Consider the following 17,160-nt stretch of genomic DNA (forward strand, 5'->3'; position numbering starts at 1 on the left):
AGTACTAACTTATCCGCAGTGCCAACTAAAAGTTAGTGCTTTCTTTTGTGTGGTGCGGCGAGAAAGTAAAGTGGACGGATGGACGACCAGGCCGCGACCCCGCTGGACGAGTTCAGCCAGCTCACCTTCGACGTCTTCATGCGCGGATGCGTCTCGCGCGAGACGATGGAGCACATCACCGGCCGCTGGGGCATCCTGGTCATGGTCGCGCTCCACGAGGGGACCTACCGCTTCAACGCCCTGCGCCGCCGGGTCGACGGGGTGAGCGAGAAGATGCTCGCCCAGACCCTGCAGGCTCTGGAGCGCGACGGCCTGGTGCACCGCGAGGCCGAGCCGACCATCCCCCCGAAGGTCGAGTACAGCCTCACGCCGCTCGGCGATCAGGCCGCCCGGCGCCTGCTCGACCTCATCGAATGGCTGGAGGGCGAGATGCCCGCGGTCATGGAGGCCCGCGCCCGCCACGACCAGGCCAGGGGCGGCCGCCGGACGACGTAGGCCCGTCCGTGCCGGGACCCGCCCGCCGCGCGGCCGGAAGAACCGGATCAAGAAATGTCGCCGGAGACCTATAGCGTGAGCCGCATGAGCGACGAGATCATCGATTCCCCCACCCCCTGGGTCTCCAAGCACCTTCGCGAGTACGTCGAGTCGAACGGTGCGGAGGGCCACCTCTACTACGGCAGGCCCACCCTGCTGCTGACCACCGTCGGACGCAGGTCCGGGCTGAAGCGGCGGACCCCGCTGATCTACGGTCGTGACGGCGACGCCTACGTGGTCGTCGCCTCCAACGGCGGGGCCGACGACCACCCGCTGTGGTACCACAACCTGCTGGCCCAGCCGCAGGTCGAGGTGCAGGTGCGGGACGAGGTGTTCACCGCCGTCGCGCGGACCGCGACCGCCGGGGAGAAGCCCGCCCTGTGGGAGCAGATGGTCGGGATCCACGGTGAGTACGCCGACTACCGGCGCAAGACCGCACGCGACATCCCGGTGGTGATCCTCACCCGCGCCTGAGGTCCTGGCCCGCCGCGCGCTCGACGGGCATCCCCGGAGCGGCGGTCGCCGCGGGGGCGGAGGCCGGTGCCGCCCGCCGGAGACGGTCGAGCCGATCATGGCCGGTGGGTGGCGTGCCGGGCTGAGCCCGGCGGGGCCGGTCCGTGACCCGCGATGGCGGGCCGGGGGCGGGCATCGCGGTGATCACGCCGCGGGTGGGGCAGGCGCCGACACGCCGGGAAAAGCCTGGTCGTAGCATGAGATGGCCGCCGGTGGTCTGTCGTACGACCTTGGCCGGACGGGGCGGCGGCGAAGGACGGACGGTGCCGGAGTGGCGATCCGTCAGGTCCGGGGGCCGGATCTCAGCGTGCGGGGAAGGCAGGAGTGGTTCGGCGCTGGTTTTCATCCCGGTGCTCGTGTGGGGGAGCCGCCTCGCGTGGGATTGGAGACACTGATGGTGCCGTTCGACACGGACGTGCTGGTTGTTGGTGCCGGTCCGGCGGGTCTGCTGATCGCGGGTGACCTCGCCGCGAGAGGTGTCGCCTGCACGCTCGTGGAGCGGGACCCCCAGCATTCGACGCTCACCCGGGCCTTCCCCCTGCACGCTCGTACGCTGGAGCAACTCGACGCCCGGGACGTCGCCGACGAGCTGATCGGCACCGGCACGATCGTCGAGACGGTGCGGCTGTTCAACGGCCTGGACCTCGATCTGTCCAGCCTGCCGTCGCGGTTCCCGTTCCTGCTGTGCACCCCGCGGCACAACGCCGAGCGCGTGCTCGAGGAGCGCGCCACCCGGCTCGGAGCGGAGATCGTGCGCGGCGCCGAGGCGGTCGGGCTGAGCCAGGACGCGGCCGGGGTGGACGTCGAGGTGTGCGCCGACGGCACGATGCGCACCTGGCGCGCGCGGTTCGTCGTGGGTGCCGACGACCTGCGCAGCGTCGTGAGGGACGCGCTGGGCGTCCCGTTCCCGGGGCGCTCCACCGTGCAGTCGGTCATGCAGGCCGACGTCCGCCTGGAGGAGAGACCGGAGCGGGAGGTGACCCTCATCGCCAACGACGAGGGCTTCTCCTTCGTCTCCTCCCACGGCGACGGCTGGTACCAGGTCATCACCTGGGACCGGCGGCGCCAGCTTCCCGACAGCGCCCGGCTCAGCATCCACGAGGTGAGCGAGGCCACCCGGCGCGTCACGGGCAGCGACTTCGGCATGCACGACGCCCGCCATCTGTCGAGGACCCACAGCGACGAGCGGCAGGTGCTCCGCTACCGCGTCGGCCGGGTGTTCCTGGCCGCCGAGACCGCCTACGTGCACTCGCTGGCATGCGGGCAGGGCATGAACACCGGCCTGCAGGACGCGGTCAACCTCGGCTGGAAGCTCGTCGCCGAGGTCCAGGGCTGGGCGCCGGACGGCCTGCTCGACACCTACCACACCGAGCGGTACCCGGTCGGCAGGAGGGCCCTGCGGCTCAACGGCGCCCTGCTCGCCGTCGCCATGGGCTCGACCCGGAGATCGCGGGCCGCCCGCTCCATGCTCCCGGCCGTCGCGAACCGGATCCATCCCCTCGGCCGCCGGCTGGCCGAGGCCATCTCGGGCCTGGGCATCTCCTACCCCGCCCTCCCGGGAGCGCACTGGCTGGCCGGCCAGAGGGTGCCGGACATCCACCTGGCCGGGGAGCCGATCCGGCTGTACGAGGCGCTGCGGGCCGGGCGCTTCGTGCTCCTGGCCCCCGCGGGCGATCCGGCGGATGCGGCGGGCTCGCCGTACGGGGAGCGGGTGGTCCACGCCGTTCCCGCGAGCGCCGGCCTCCCCGTCCTGCTGATCCGTCCGGACGGATACATCGCCTGCGCCGTCGACGAGAGGAACCCCGCCTCCCTCGAGGTCGCCCTGCGCGCGGCTCTGGCCGCGTGGTGCGCCGCCCGCCCTCCGGTGGCATCCACCACGAAACCCGGGTGAAACGGTCTGTCGCCACCGCCCCGCTGGCCACGAAGAGCAGTACGATCTACTGTAATTGACAGTAAACCGTGCGTAAGGAGTGGGACGTGGATCTCATCGTGCCGCCGACGGAACGGCTCCGGTGATGGCAGGCCAAGCGACCATCGGTGACCGCATCCGTGGATTGCGGTTGAGCAGGCACATGTCCCAGGCGCAGTTGGCCGGGCCAGACCTGTCTGACAGTTACGTTTCGCTCATCGAGTCCGGAAAACGGACTCCCACCCCGGTCGTCACGCGCCTGCTCGCCGAGCGGCTCGGCTGCGGCGTGGAGTTCCTGCTCCACGGGATCGAGCCGCACCAGCGCGTCGACACCGCGCTCGCCCTGCGGCAGGCCGAGCTCGAACTGTGCCACGGCGACCCGGCCGTCGCGGCCGGGCTCTTCGAGGAAACGGCCAGGGCCGCGGGTGACGACAACGCCACCCTCGCCGCGCGGGCGCGCTTCGGCCAGGCACGCGCGCTGGAGGCCCAGGGGGACACGGGGCGGGCGGTCGAGGCCTACGAGCTGCTTCGCCGCGAGGCCGCGGCGCATCCCGAGCGCCTCGCCGACCTTCCGCTCGCCGTGGCGCTCTGCCGCTGCTACCACCGCGCGGGTGACACGCTGCGCGCCCGGGATCTCGGGATGGAGGCTCTGGCCCAGGCCGACCGGCTCGGGCTCGACCAGGGCGACCTCGCCCTCGACCTCGCCGCCGTGCTCGCCGAGATGGAGGTCGCCCTCGCGTACGTCGAGCGCGTGCTGACCGCCTCCCGCCTGCCCGACGCCGTCGACCGCGACTCGGAGGTCCTCGGCCTGTGGCGGGCCAGCACGGCCGCGCTGGAGGAGGACTCCGCGCTCGCCGCCCGGCTTGCGGCGGACGCCGTCGCCGCCGGCCGGCCCGCGCGGATGGCCGTCCGCTACGTCCGGAGCGCGATGCGCTGGGCGTGGATCGCCACCGTGCGTCCCGAGGCCGCCGACCTCGGCCGGGCGGGTGAGTTCGCCGCCTCCGCGGTCGAGATCCTCTCGCGCCTGTCGCCCGGGACGATCGAGCATGCCCGGGGCCTGGTCGTGCTCTCCCGCGTGCGGCTGCGCTCCGGCGACGCGGACGCCACCGCGGAGCTGGCCGAACAGGCCCTCGGCCTGCTCGCCGGCGTGCGCGGGACGGTGCCGGCGATGGCGTACGTGGTTCTGGCCGAACTCGCTCTGGCACGCTCCAAAGACGGCGGCCCGGCGCTGGAGAAGGCGCAGGAACTGCTCGCCGACCCGGTCGCCTCGGTGGCCTCCTTCGTCGACCGGGATTCGGCCAGGCTCTGGCGCGAGATCGGTGACCTCTGGGGCCGGGCCGGGGCGCCGGAGAGGCAGACGAACGCCTATCGCAGCGCGCTCGAAACCGTCGGGGTCGGCTCGCGCGCGGAGACCCCGCCCGGCTCGACGTGGCGTGAGGTCGTCGTCCCGGCGATTCCGGCGCACCTCGGCGTCTCGCACGAGTCGAGGGCAGGCTGACGTCCTCTCCCCGATGCCCCCACGCCCGCGGACCGCGCCTGGATCGCGGGCGGCGGCCCGGCCACCGGCTTCCTGGAGGGAACCGGCGAGAACGCGCTCGGCGGATCTTCGGCGTCCTGGCCGGGCCGGCCCTGGCGGGCGCCGGTGATCCCCTCGGCGCCCGGTGGGCCCGCACCCCGCCGGTGCGGCGTCTGCCGATCCTGAGGTGAGCGAAGGGCGAACACGCGAGAACCCGTCCGGGCCCGGGCGGGTTCTCGCGTACCCGGGCACGGCGCCGGCGATCACACGCCGATCACCCCCGGCCGGTGGGGAGCGCGTCCGAGGGTACAGACTCGGGAGTATGGCGAAGGGCGAGTCAGGGCCGTTGATCCCGCACATGAGGCTGGATGAGCTGCTGGAGGAACTGCGAGAACGGCTGGAGGCGGTGCTGTCCACCCGCGACCGGGTGCACGCGCTGCTGGACGCGGTGGTCGCGGTGGGCAGCGACCTGGACCTGGAGACCATGCTGCGCCGGATCGTGGAGACCGCCACCAGGCTGGTCGACGCCACCTACGGCGCGCTGGGCGTGGCCGGAGACCACAGCACGCTGGTGCAGTTCGTCCCGGTGGGGCTGCGCGAGGAGGAGATCGCCAGGATCGAGCACTGGCCGCACGGGCTCGGCCTGCTCGGTTTGCTGATCAAAGAGCCGCAGACGCTGCGGCTGGCCCACATCTCCGACCATCCGGCGTCCTACGGCTTCCCGCCCGGCCATCCGCCGATGGGGTCGTTCCTGGGGGTGCCGGTCCGGGTGCGCGAGGAGGTGTTCGGCAACCTCTATCTGACGGAGAAGCGCGGCGGCGGCGAGTTCGACGAGGAGGACGAGGCGATCGTGACCGCGCTGGCCGCCGCGGCCGGTGTCGCCATCGAGAACGCCCGCCTGTACGAGGAGAGCCGGCGCAGGGAGATGTGGCTGCAGGCCTCGGCGGAGGTCACCACCAGCCTGCTGTCGGGCGCCGAGCCCAGCCGGGTGCTCACGCTGATCGCGCGGCGGGCGCGGCAGATGTCCGGGGCCGACATCGCGGCGGTCCTGCTGCCGGACGAGACCGGGAGGGTCCTGCGGGCGGTCGTCGCCGACGGCGAGAACCACGAGCGGGTGGTGGACGCGGAGGCCCCGATCGCCGGGTCCCTGGCGGGCCTGGCGTTCACCGGCGGTGAGCCGGTCACGGTCACCGACCCGGCCGAGACCGAGGTCTCGATCGTGATCGCCGAGTACGTCTCGCTCGGCCCGGTGGCCGCGGTGCCGTTCGGCGCGACGGGAGGTGTGCGGGGGGTGCTGTCGCTGGGCAAGCGTCAGGGCCGCGTCCCGTTCAACCAGGCGGAGGTACGCACCCTGCGTTCCTTCGCGGGTCAGGCCGCGATCGCCCTGGAGCTCGCGGAGAGGCGGGTGGACGCCGAGCGGCTGGGACTGCTGGAGGACCGCGACCGGATCGCCAAGGACCTGCACGACGTGGTGATCCAGCGGCTGTTCGCGGTGGCCATGACGCTGATGAGCACGGTGCGGCTCGTCGAGCGGCCCGAGGCCTCCGAGCGGCTGCGTAACGCGATCGACGAGCTGGACGGCACCATCCGGCAGATCCGCTCGACCATCTTCGCCCTGCAGACCCCCGGCGACGACACCGGCCTGCGCGCCCAGATCGTCGCCCTGGTGGAGGGGGCGCGCGGCCACCTCGGCTTCATGCCGGGCCTGACCATGGAGGGACGGCTGGACACCGGGGTTCCCCCGGAGATCGCCGAGCACCTGCCGGCGGTACTGCGCGAGGCGCTGTCCAACGTGGTGCGGCACGCCAGGGCCTCCAAGGTGGAGGTGTCGGTGGAGCTCGGCGAGGAGCGGCTCGTCCTCACCGTGACGGACGACGGCGCCGGTCTTCCCGCCGACGGCAGGCACAGCGGGTTGCGCAACCTTCAGACACGGGCCGAGAACCTCGGCGGGTTCCTCGGCACCGAGACACCGGAGGGGGGCGGCACCCGGCTGGTGTGGAGCGTCCCGCTCGAGCGGAAGGGTGACGGTTCGCGGGACACCGGGTGACCCCGGGGCACCGGCTCCGCACCACCGGCCAGGCACAGAGCCATCACCGGCCAGGCACAGAGCCATCACCGGTCGTCACGGGGCCGTCGCCGGTCGTCACGGGGCCTCCGCCGTTCGGGGACGGAACGCCCGCCGTCCGGGGACGGAGGCGCCGTCAGTTCCGCCGATGGGCCTTCAACCGGGCCGACAGGGCGGCCGCCTGGGTGCGGCGATCCATGCTGAGCTTGGCCAGCAGGTTGGAGACGTAGTTCTTGACGGTCTTCTCGGCGAGGTGCATCCGCTCGCCGATCTGCCGGTTGGTCAGGCCCTCGCCGATCAGCTCCAGGATCTGCCGCTCCTGATCCGTCAGCGCCTCCAGGGGGTCCTTGCGGGTGGCCTGCTCGCGCAACCGCGCCAGCATGGCCGAGGTCGTCTGCGGGTCCAGCAGCGACTGGCCGCCCGCCACCGTGCGCACGGCGCCGACCAGGTCCGAGCCGTGGATCTGCTTGAGCACGTAGCCGGACGCGCCGGCCATCACCGCGTTGAACAGGGCGTCGTCGTCGGCGAACGAGGTCAGCATCAGGCAGGCCAGCCCCGGCACCCTGGAGCGGACCTCACGGCACACGTCCACCCCGTTGCCGTCGGGCAGGCGCACGTCCAGGACGGCGACGTCCGGCCGCAGCGCCGGGATGCGGGCCACCGCGGACTCGGCGGTCCCCGCCTCGCCGATCACCTCGATGTCGCCCTCGGACTCCAGCAGCGCGGCCACGCCCCGCCGTACCACTTCGTGATCGTCGACCAGGAACACGCGAATCATGACTCGAACGCTAGTCCCCTCGTGACCTCACAGATAGGGACCAAGGTCCCTGGTGTCGCCTCCGCGCGGCCGTACGCGCTCAGGGGGCGTGCCGGATGCGGCGGCCGGTGATCTCGGCGGGGACTATCGTGACGTACAGCTCGCGGTCGCCGCCCGCCCAGGCCTGGACACCGGAGGCCTCCGCGGCGGCATGCTCCTCGGCGGAGGAGACGTGGTGGGCGCCGCCCCGGACGAGTACGCTCCAGCCCTCGCGACCGGCCTCGTCGATCCGGTCGACCTCGAAACCGATCTTGAGCTCCACGCCTCGGACACCCGTGCGCAGGGGCTCGTCGAGCGGCCCGCCGAAGGCGGTACGGAAGATGATCGAGCCCTCGCGCATCACGTAGTTGACCGGCAGGATCGCCGGTCCTCCCGGATCGTTGAAGGCCACCCGGCCCACCCCGCCGGGGGAGAGCAGCCGCAGGCACTCCTCCTCCGGCAGCTTCTCCAGCAGGGACCCGGCGGCGGGGCGGCCGCGACCGGGCGGCAGGTTCGCCGCCGCGCCCAGCAACTCCTCGACGCCGACCTCCAGGGCGGACGCCAGCCGGCTCACGGTCTCCGCCGCCGGCGAGGCCGCGCTCTCCTCCAGGTAGCCCACGTACCCGATGTCGACCCCGGCCCTGTCGGCCAGTTGCTCGCGGCTCAGACCCAGGGAGTCACGCAGCCGGGCCACCCGCCTGCCCAGGTCACCGGGGGTCGCTATGTGTTTGGTCATGACATCTCCCGAAGAGAAGGTGAGGACGGTGGCGAGTGGTCCCATTCCATCGCGACGGCGGGTCCGAAGGCAGGGGCCGAGGTCCCTGGAAGGCGGGTCTTTCGTCCACGACGAGCCGCGGGCGGGAGCACGCCGGAGCGCGATCCCGCCGGCGGCTCCGCGAGCGTTCCCTAGAAACCCAGGTCGCTCAGTCCCGGATGGTCGTCCGGGCGGCGCCCCAGGGGCCAGTGGTACCTGCGGTCCGCCTCCGCGATCGGAAGGTCGTTGATGGACGCGTGCCTCGCGCGCATCAGCCCTTCCTCGTCGAACTCCCAGTTCTCGTTGCCGTAGGAGCGGAACCAGTTGCCGGAGTCGTCGTGGCACTCGTAGGCGAAACGCACGGCGATGCGGTTCCCGTCGAAGGCCCACAGTTCCTTGATGAGCCGGTACTCCAGCTCCCTGGTCCATTTGCGCCGGAGAAACGCGACGATCGCGTCCCGCCCGTCGACGAACTCCGCGCGGTTCCTCCAGCGGGAGTCCGGGGCGTAGGCCAGGGCCACCTTCTCCGGGTCGCGGGTGTTCCACCCGTCCTCCGCCAGCCTGACCTTCAGGACGGCGGTTTCGAGAGTGAAGGGCGGGACCGGCGGACGTGTCATGTCACCATCTCCATGGTCGTGCTTCGCGCGATGGAGGTACGGGAAGAAGCGTGCCACCGTTTCGGAGGGCCGCACCCCATCGGTTCGTTCCGGACGCGGGTGTCGCCGCCGCCCGATCCGGCGCGGCCACCTTCGTGCACGGTACGGAACCCGCGGGCCGCGTACGGATTCCGGTGCGCGTGTCTGGCGGCTTCTTGGTGTCGCGGTGCCCTTCCCGTGGCCCGTCGCGAGCCGGGCGCGACCGTACTCCCCGGAGCGGGCGTGACCGTGCTTTCCTGGCCGGCGCGGCCGCGTTTCCCGGACTGGACACGACCGTGCTTCCCGGGCCCGGAGGCCGGGGGGATTCGTGCGCGTCGCCCGGCCCGTTCGTCGACACCTCAGTTAGGTTAGGCTAACTTGAAGCGTGTGCCTCCTCCCGTAAAGAGCGCGTATCTCCCCAAACGGCTGGCCGGTCTGTGCCTGCTCGGCGGCCTGCTGCTGCTCGCCGTGCTGGGCAGCATCGTGATCGGCGCCAAGCAGGTCCCGCTCGACCAGGCCCTGTCCGGAGTGTTCTCCCCGGACGGTTCGGAGGGCTCCCTGATCATCCAGGAGCTGCGGCTGCCGCGCACGCTGCTGGGGGTGGCCGTCGGGGCGGCGCTCGGACTGGCGGGCGCGCTCATGCAGGCACTGACCCGCAACCCCCTGGCCGAACCCGGCCTGCTCGGCGTCAACGGCGGCGCCGCGGTGGCGGTCGTGACGGTGATCGGCCTGTTCCGGGTGGACGACGTCCTCGTCTACGTGTGGGCGGCGTTCCTCGGGGCCGCCGGAGCCGCGCTGCTGGTCTACCTGGTCGGGTCGCGCGGCCGTTCCGGTGCCACCCCCGCGCGGCTGGTCCTGGCGGGCGCCGGGATCAACGCGGTGTTCAGCTCGCTGACGGCCGGGATGATGCTGCTCAGCCCGCGCAGTTTCAACAGCTTCCGTTTCTGGCAGGTGGGCTCGCTGTCCGGGCGCGACCTCGCCGTCTTCGTCCAGATCGGCCCGTTCCTGCTGGCGGGGACGGTGCTGGCGCTCTGCCTGGCGCGCCCGCTCAACGCCCTGGCCCTCGGGGAGGACACGGGGCGGGCGCTGGGCGCCCGGCCGGGCCGGACCCGCGCGCTGGGGGCGCTGGCGGTCGTGGTGCTGTGCGGTGCCGCCACGGCGGCGGTGGGGCCGATCGCGTTCGTCGGGCTGGCGGTGCCCTTCGTGGTCCGGGCGCTGGTCGGTCCCGACCAGCGCTGGGTGCTGCCGTACTCGCTGCTGCTGGCGCCGGTGCTGATGCTCGCCGCCGACATCGCGGGACGTGTGGTCGCGGCGCCCGGCGAGCTGGAGACGGGCATCGTCACCGCGTTCCTGGGCGCTCCCCTCCTGGCACTGATGGTCCGTCGCGGAAGGGTTCCCCAGCTGTGAGCACGAGTCGTGTCCTGCGGGTCGGGACGGTGTCCCTGCGGTGGGAGCCGCGCGTCGTCGCGGTGTGCGCCGTGCTGGTGGCCGCCACCCTGGGGGCGGCCGTGTCCGTGGTCGGCAGCGGTGAGTTCCCCATCTCCTTCACCGAGGTGGTGGGGGCGCTGACCGGGCAGGGGGACCGGGCCACGGAGTTCATCGTGCTCACGCTGCGCCTGCCCAGGGCGATCACCGGCCTGCTCGCCGGTGCGGCGCTCGGCCTGAGCGGGGCCGTCTTCCAGAGCATCACCCGCAACCCGCTGGGCAGCCCCGACATCATCGGGTTCACCACGGGGTCGGCCACCGGCGCGCTGCTGCAGATCCTGGTCGTCGGCGGCGGCGCCGTCGCCATCGCGGCCAGTTCCGTCCTCGGCGCGGTGCTGACCGCGCTCGCCGTCTACCTGGTCGCCTACCGGGGCGGGGTGCACGGCTACCGGCTGGTCCTGGTGGGGGTCGCCGCGGCCGCGATGCTCGAGGCGCTCAACGCCTACCTCGTCACCCGCGCCGAGTTGCGCGAGGCGTACGAGGCGGCGTTCTGGCTCACCGGCAGCCTGAACGGCAGGGGCTGGCAGCACGCGTGGCCGCTCGCCGTGGCCGTGGCGGTGCTCGTACCGGTCGTGCTGGCCCTCGGGAGGCGGTTGCGGATGGGCGAGCTCGGGGACGACGCGGCGCAGGCGCTCGGCGTGCCGGTCCAGGGGACGCGTGCCGCGCTCGTGGTGGTCGGGGTGGGGCTGGTGGCGGTGGCGACCGCGGCGGTGGGGCCGGTCCCGTTCGTCGCGCTGGCCGCGCCGCAGCTGGCGCGCGGGCTCACCGGCAGGCCCGGTACGCAGCTCGTACCGGCCGCGCTGATGGGCGCGGCGCTGCTCGTGTTCAGCGATCTGGTGACGCTGCACCTGCCGGTCGCGGTGCCGGTCGGCGTGGTCACCGGGGTGCTCGGCGGCGTCTACCTGGTCTGGCTGCTGTCGACCGAGGGGATGAGAGGGCGGGCGTGAGGGGACTCGCGTTTCGCGGTGACGGCGTGCCGGACGTCCTGGCCGGCCGAGGGGCGAGGGGCCGCGCGTCCGGGATCGCATGGGTTGTCATGGGACGCGCGTTGACGCGCGAACCCTCCTAAATTAGGTTAGCCTTACCTGACTTAAGGGGAGTTCCGTGCTGACCAGGGAAGAACTGCACCGTTCGCTGACAGAACTGCTGGGAGAGCAGGTCGAGGCGCACGACAACCTCATCGAGCTGGGTATGGACTCGATCCAGCTGATGGGACTGACCGGCCGCCTGCGCCGCCTCGGCGTCGAGGTCGGCTTCGCCGAACTCGCGCGGCGGCCCACGCTGGCCGAGTGGTGGGAGCTGCTCGACGAGCGCGGCGCCATCGCACCGCATCCGCTTCCTGCCCCCACCCCCGGCCCTGACTCCGCCCCCAGCCCCGGCTCCGTCCTCGACGGCGCTCCCGGCGCCGGCCCCGGTACGCGGCGGGAAGCCGCGGAGCCGGACGACGGGCCGTTCCCCCTCGCGCTCATGCAGCACGCCTACTGGATCGGCCGCGACTCCGGCCAGTCGCTCGGCTCCGTCGCCGCGCACCTCTACGTGGAACTCGACGGACGCGAGATCGACCCCGCCCGGCTGGAGGCGGCCGTCGTGGCGCTCGTCGAGCGGCATCCGATGCTGCGGGCCGCGATCTCCGACGACGGGACCCAGCGCATCCTGCCGGAGCGGCCCGGACCCGCCGTCACGGTGCACGACCTGCGCGCCGTGCCGGATCCCGGCGAGGAGCTGGAACGGCTGCGCGCCGAGATGTCCACCCAGCGGCTCCCCATCGAGACGGGCCGCGTCTTCGACGCGCGGCTGAGCCTGCTGCCGTCCGGCGCGGCGCGGCTGCACCTGGACGTCGACATGGTCGCCGCCGACGCGATGAGCTACCGCACCCTGCTGGCCGACCTGGCGGCGCTGTACGAGGGCGAGAGCCTGCCGCCGATCGGCTACAGCTACGCGCGCTACCTCGACGCCGACCCGCGCGCCGAGGCCCGCGCCCGTGACCGGCGCTGGTGGGGCGAGCGGCTCGGCGAGCTGTCCGGGCCACCGGAGCTGCCGGTCGTGCCGCAGCCGGGCGACCGGGTCGTCCGCAAGCACCACTGGCTCGCCCCCGAGGACAAACAGCGGCTGATCGCCCGCGCCCACCGGGAGGGCGTCACCCCCGCGATGGCGCTCGCCGCCGTCTTCGCCGAGGTGATGGGCGCCTGGTCGGCGACCCCGCGCTTCCTGCTGAACCTGCCGCTGTTCCACCGCGAGCCGATCCACCCCGACGTGGACGCCCTGGTCGGCGACTTCACCGGCTCCATCCTGCTGGAGGCCGACCTGTCGCGGGAGCTGCCGTTCGCCGAGCGCGCCCGCGAGCTGCAGGCGCTGCTGCACACGGCCGGAGAGCACAGCGACTACTCCGGCCTGGAGGTGCTGCGCGACCTGTCGCGGGCACGGGGCGAGCAGGTGCTCGCGCCGATCGTCTACACCAGCGCGCTCAATCTCGGCGAGCTGTTCGGCGACCGGGCGCGGCGCAGCTTCGGAGAGCCGGAGTGGATCATCTCCCAGGGGCCGCAGGTGCTCCTCGACGCGCAGGTCACCGAGGTCTCCGGCGGGCTGCTGCTGAACTGGGACGTGCGCGACCCCGCCTTCCCCGACGGCGTCGCCGACGCGATGTTCGCCGCCTACACGGGCGCGATCACCCGCCTCGGCGCGGCGGACGCCGACTGGGCCGAGCCGCTGCGGATCGGCGCCTCGCCGCACCAGCTGCGCCTGCGGCACGAGCTCAACGCCCAGCCGGCGCTGCCCGCGCGGACGCTGCACGAGGAGTTCTTCGCGCGGGCGCGGCGCACCCCCGACCTCCCGGCGCTGCACTGGGGCACCGGTGACGACGGCACCGGCGGCACGCTCACGTACGGCGAGCTGGCCGACCGCGCCCTGCGCGTCGCGGCTCATCTCGTGGAGCGGGGGGTGCGGCCGGGAGACCGGGTCTCCGTCGAGCTGCCCAAGGGGCCCGACCAGGCCGTGGCGGTGCTCGGCACGCTGGCGGCCGGGGCCGCGTACGTGCCCGTCGGGGCGGGGCAGCCCGCCGCCCGGCGGGAGAGGATCCTCAAGACGGCCGGGGTCGCGGTCTCGCTCACCTCGGCCGTGACGCACCCCGCGCCGCTGGACGGGCCGGTGCCCGTCCCCCCCGGCCAGGTCGGCTACGTGCTGTTCACCTCGGGCTCGACCGGGGAGCCCAAGGGCGTCGAGGTCTCGCACCGGGCCGCGATGAACACGATCGGCGACCTGGTCGAACGGTTCTCGATCGGTGAGGGGGACGTGTCGCTCGCGGTGTCGGCCCTCGACTTCGACCTGTCGGTGTTCGACCTGTTCGCCCTCTGGTCCCGCGGGGGCGCCGTGGCGATCCCCCTGGAGGACGACCGCCGTGACGCCACCCGCTGGGCCGAGCTGGCCGGGCGGTGGTCGGTGACCGTGCTGAACTGCGTGCCGTCGGTGCTGGAGATGCTGTTGCGGACCGGCCCCGCGCCCAGCCTGCGGCTGGTCCTGCTCGGCGGCGACTGGGTCGGCACGCACCTGCCCGCGCTGCTGCGGGAACGCTCGCCGGGGGCCAGGTTCGTCGCGCTCGGCGGCACGACGGAGACCGCCATCCACTCGACCGTGATCGAGGTCGACGGCGAGGTGCCCGCCGACTGGACGGCGATCCCGTACGGCGTGCCGCTGCGCGGGGTGGCCTGCCGGGTCGTGGACGAGGCCGGGCGCGACCGCCCCGACTGGGCGCAGGGCGAGCTGTGGATCGGCGGCGCGGGTGTCGCGGACGGCTACAGCGGCGACGCCGAGCGCACCGCCGACCGTTTCGTCGTCCACGAGGGCACCCGCTGGTACCGGACCGGGGACATGGCCCGCTACCGGCCCGACGGCACGCTGGAGTTCCTCGGGCGGCGCGACCACCAGGTGAAGGTGCGCGGGTTCCGGATCGAGCTCGGCGAGGTCGAGACCGCGCTGGAGAACCACCCCCGGGTGCGCCGCGCCGTCGGCCTGCTCGCCGACTCGCGGCTGGCCGCCGCGGTCGTGCTCGCCGAGGAGGCGGGGGAGACCGGGACCGAGGAACTGCTCGCCCACGTACGGGAGCTGCTGCCCCCGCACATGGTCCCGGACCTGCTGGTGACCCTGGACGCGCTGCCGCTCACCGCGAACAACAAGGTGGACCGCAGGGCGCTCGCCGCCCTCGTCGCCGCGGCGGCCGGGGAGGCGGGCGCGCCCTACACCGCCCCGGGCAGCGCGCTGGAGCGGGTGCTGGCCCGGGTCGTCGGCCAGGTGCTCGGCGTGCCGAGGGTCGGCGCGCACGACGACATCTTCGCGCTCGGCGGCGACTCGGTGCTGGCCACCACCGTCATCGCGCGGCTGCGCGAGGCGCTCGACGCCTCCTCGCTCCCGCTGCGCGCGCTGTTCACCGAGCGGACCGTGTCACGCGTCGCCCGGCGGTTCACCGAGCTCGAGGAGACCCCCGGCAGGCTGGAGGCGGTCGCCGAGATCTGGCTCATGGTCGAGGGCATGTCCGAGGACGAGCTCACCGAACGCCTGGGCGCCGGAGAGCCCGGCCAGTAGTACTTCGTTTGCAAACTTTTCCGCTGAAGGGCGCGTCTCACCCGTATGGGAATGCTGTTTCGCGGCACCGCTGCGGCCATCGCCTTTTTCGTCGCCACCGGGCCTGCCGCCGCCCACGCCGTGGCACCGGCCGGTCGGTGGAGCATCGTCCATGACCACCGCCGTGACTCCTACGACGCGGTGACGGTGACGCCGGGCGGGGCGGTCTGGGTCGCCGGGACGAGGCGCCCGGATCGCGGATCGAGTCGCACCGAGTCGCTCCTGCTCAAGGGCGGCCGGTCCACCTTCAAGCGGGTCACCGGGCCGGGCTTCCGGGTGAAGCGGCTGACGTCGGCGTCCGACACCAGGGTCTGGGCGTTCGGCGCGTCGCGGTACGCCCGGTGGGACGGCAGGCGCTGGCAGGCCGAGCGATGGCGCCATGGCCGGGTGGATCGGGCGTACGCCATCGGCAAGAACCTGTGGGTCATCGAGAACTCGAACACGTTCCCCGCGGCCGGTGACGCCGGGTGGAAGGCGCGGTCCACGCTGCGGCGCCTGGCCGGGTCGGTGTGGCGCAAGGTCGACACGCCGATCGTGGTCAAAGGACTCGACGGCAAGTGGGCGGCGGGCTCGGTGCGGGGCACGGCGGCTCTGGCCCGCTGGACAGGTACGGCCTGGCGCACGGTCGCGCTTCCCGCGATTCCGTCCGCGCGCTCGAACCAGATCTCGGAGTTGACGGATGTCGCGGTCGACGGTGAGACCGGCCGGGTGATGGCCGTCGGCTGGGTCGCCTGGCCGTGCGGCGGTGCGAAGCACTCCTTCTGCGGCGAGACTTTGCTGCTGTCGGGCTATCTGGGCGGCTTCAGCTTCGAGGTCCGTGGTGAACCGGGCATCCAGCCGCGCGCCCAGGCGGAGCCCGACGGCAGAGGCGGGGCCTGGGTCGTCTACGACGCCAAGGGCGGGGGCAGCGGGTTTCTGCACATCGGCGCCGACAGCGTCGAGCCGGGCGCCTTTCCGGCTCCGCCGAACCAGAACGCGTTCGTCCGTGACCTCGCCGTCCAGCCGGAGAGCGGTTCCGTCTGGGCGGTCGGCGCGGCATCTTCCGGCCGCGGCGGTTTGATCTGGGCTCACGGCCGCTGACTCGGCAGCGGCCGAGGCGTTCAACAGCACCCTCAAGGTCGAGTACGTGTCCGGACAGGTCCGGCTCGCGGGGTCCACACTGTCGGGTACGGCCATCGCCCCGTACTCCTTCGATCTTGGTTTAGCAACCTGAAGGATCACGCGATGGCCGTCCTCGTTTCACGGCACCACGCCTTCTACCTGGGAAAACTCGTACACCGCCTCCGCGGACGCAACCGCAGGAAGAGCCTCGATCAGCGTTGGTACACCTTGGTGCTGAGGTACTTCAGCCCCGAGTCGACCAGCAGGGTCGCGACCCTGGCCCGCGGCCCCAGCCGCTGCCCGAGCTGGATGGCGGCGAGGACATTCGCTCCGGACGACGTCCCGGCGAACAACCCCTCTTCCCGAGCCAGACGCCTGGCCATCTCCTCGGCGTCGGCGGTGGAGATGGGAACGATGTCATCCGGAAGGGTGGGATCCCACATCGGCGGAAGGTAGCCGATGCCAATGCCTTCGATGCGGTGTGCGCCGGGCTGGCCGCCGGAGAGCACCGCGGACTCCGCTGGTTCTACCGCGACGACTCGAAGCGCTGGATTGTGACGCTTGAGGGGAGTCGTCGCTCCGCGAAGTGAGGCCGTCGTCCCGATCGAGTGGACGAATGCATCGACTCGTCCCCCTGTCTGCTGCCAAATCTCCTCGCCCATGGGGTAGTAGCCGACGATGCTGTCAGTATTGTTCAGCTGATCGGTCCAGTACGTGCGCGGTTGTCGGCTGAACTCCCGGGCGGTTTCGATCATGCCCTGGATGAGGGCCTTGGTGATCAGCCCGTTCTCGCTGGGCACGAGGGTGAGCTCCGCGCCGAGCGCCGCCATTTGGATCAGCTTGTCCTCGCTGAAGGCATCAGAGCTGACAATCCGCAGACGGTAGCCCTTGGCCGCGCACACCAGAGCGAGGGAGGCGCCGGTACTGCCCCCCGTGTACTCGACGACGGTGTCACCGGGCCTTAGCCGCCCATCGCCCTCGGCTCTCGTGATCATTGACTGGGCCATTCGATCCTTCATGCTCCCCGTCGGGTTCTGGCCCTCCACCTTGACGAAGATCTCCGCGCATCCGGCCGGCACGACCCTGCGCAGTCTCACCAGTGGCGTGTTTCCAATCGCCGTCAGTACGCTGCTGTCACTGTCCATGATCCATTAGTTCCTTTCGGTGTCCGTGCTGCGCTTCGATCGTCTGGCCGATCGCACGCCGCATCCAGTTCAATTTTTTGAACCGCTACGAAC

At 72.5% G+C, this 17,160-nt stretch carries 13 protein-coding genes; 9 read left to right on the forward strand and 4 right to left on the reverse strand.

Annotated features, from left to right (window positions below; all coding sequences use genetic code 11):
* Positions 1-78 precede the first annotated feature (78 nt).
* The 5 genes from ACTOQ1_RS34275 (at position 79) to ACTOQ1_RS34295 (ending at position 6,519) form a co-directional block, all read left to right on the forward strand.
* Complete coding sequence (locus tag ACTOQ1_RS34275; RefSeq protein WP_440072119.1) at positions 79-495, forward strand: winged helix-turn-helix transcriptional regulator; 417 nt, start codon at positions 79-81, stop codon at positions 493-495.
* Positions 496-579: 84 nt separating this feature from the next.
* Entirely contained in the window at positions 580-1,008 is a 429-nt protein-coding gene (locus ACTOQ1_RS34280) for a nitroreductase family deazaflavin-dependent oxidoreductase (protein ID WP_440072120.1), read from the forward strand.
* A 415-nt stretch (positions 1,009-1,423) separates the two neighbouring features.
* The gene (locus ACTOQ1_RS34285) at positions 1,424-2,938 is read left to right on the forward strand and encodes an FAD-dependent monooxygenase (protein WP_440072121.1); all 1,515 of its coding nucleotides are present in this window, start codon (positions 1,424-1,426) and stop codon (positions 2,936-2,938) included.
* A 124-nt stretch (positions 2,939-3,062) separates the two neighbouring features.
* Positions 3,063-4,454 (forward strand): helix-turn-helix domain-containing protein, encoded by a 1,392-nt coding sequence (locus tag ACTOQ1_RS34290; RefSeq protein WP_440072122.1) that lies wholly within the window; start codon positions 3,063-3,065, stop codon positions 4,452-4,454.
* 340 nt (positions 4,455-4,794) lie between these two features.
* Complete coding sequence (locus tag ACTOQ1_RS34295) at positions 4,795-6,519, forward strand: sensor histidine kinase (protein WP_440072123.1); 1,725 nt, start codon at positions 4,795-4,797, stop codon at positions 6,517-6,519.
* Between the two features lie 154 nt (positions 6,520-6,673).
* Here the strand turns inward: ACTOQ1_RS34295 and ACTOQ1_RS34300 are convergent, their stop codons facing one another.
* The 3 genes from ACTOQ1_RS34300 to ACTOQ1_RS34310 form a co-directional block, all read right to left on the reverse strand.
* Positions 6,674-7,315, reverse strand: coding sequence for a response regulator (locus ACTOQ1_RS34300; protein ID WP_440072124.1), 642 nt, complete (start codon positions 7,313-7,315; stop codon positions 6,674-6,676).
* Positions 7,316-7,394: 79 nt separating this feature from the next.
* Positions 7,395-8,069 (reverse strand): pyridoxamine 5'-phosphate oxidase family protein, encoded by a 675-nt coding sequence (locus tag ACTOQ1_RS34305; protein ID WP_440072125.1) that lies wholly within the window; start codon positions 8,067-8,069, stop codon positions 7,395-7,397.
* Positions 8,070-8,239: 170 nt separating this feature from the next.
* Positions 8,240-8,704 (reverse strand): nuclear transport factor 2 family protein, encoded by a 465-nt coding sequence (locus tag ACTOQ1_RS34310; protein ID WP_440072126.1) that lies wholly within the window; start codon positions 8,702-8,704, stop codon positions 8,240-8,242.
* 405 nt (positions 8,705-9,109) lie between these two features.
* Between ACTOQ1_RS34310 and ACTOQ1_RS34315 the strand changes: the two genes are divergently transcribed.
* The 4 genes from ACTOQ1_RS34315 to ACTOQ1_RS34330 all read left to right on the forward strand — a co-directional run bounded on the left by ACTOQ1_RS34315 (position 9,110) and on the right by ACTOQ1_RS34330 (position 15,901).
* Positions 9,110-10,129: a FecCD family ABC transporter permease gene (locus ACTOQ1_RS34315; RefSeq protein WP_440072127.1), complete on the forward strand. Its 1,020-nt coding sequence runs from the start codon at positions 9,110-9,112 to the stop codon at positions 10,127-10,129.
* Positions 10,126-11,154, forward strand: a complete 1,029-nt coding sequence (locus ACTOQ1_RS34320; protein ID WP_440072128.1) for a FecCD family ABC transporter permease — start codon at positions 10,126-10,128, stop codon at positions 11,152-11,154. The genes ACTOQ1_RS34315 and ACTOQ1_RS34320 overlap by 4 nt, the downstream gene beginning before the upstream one ends.
* 157 nt (positions 11,155-11,311) lie before the next feature.
* Positions 11,312-14,782 (forward strand): non-ribosomal peptide synthetase, encoded by a 3,471-nt coding sequence (locus tag ACTOQ1_RS34325; RefSeq protein WP_440072129.1) that lies wholly within the window; start codon positions 11,312-11,314, stop codon positions 14,780-14,782.
* 45 nt (positions 14,783-14,827) lie between these two features.
* On the forward strand, positions 14,828-15,901 hold the full coding sequence (locus ACTOQ1_RS34330; RefSeq protein ID WP_440072130.1) for a hypothetical protein: 1,074 nt from the start codon (positions 14,828-14,830) through the stop codon (positions 15,899-15,901).
* 233 nt (positions 15,902-16,134) lie between these two features.
* Here the strand turns inward: ACTOQ1_RS34330 and ACTOQ1_RS34335 are convergent, their stop codons facing one another.
* Positions 16,135-17,067 (reverse strand): PLP-dependent cysteine synthase family protein, encoded by a 933-nt coding sequence (locus ACTOQ1_RS34335; protein WP_440072131.1) that lies wholly within the window; start codon positions 17,065-17,067, stop codon positions 16,135-16,137.
* Between the last annotated feature and the right edge of the window lie 93 nt (positions 17,068-17,160).

Source organism: Streptosporangium sp. OZ121, assembly GCF_051918885.1.
In the GTDB taxonomy this organism is placed as follows: Bacteria; Actinomycetota; Actinomycetes; order Streptosporangiales; family Streptosporangiaceae; genus Streptosporangium.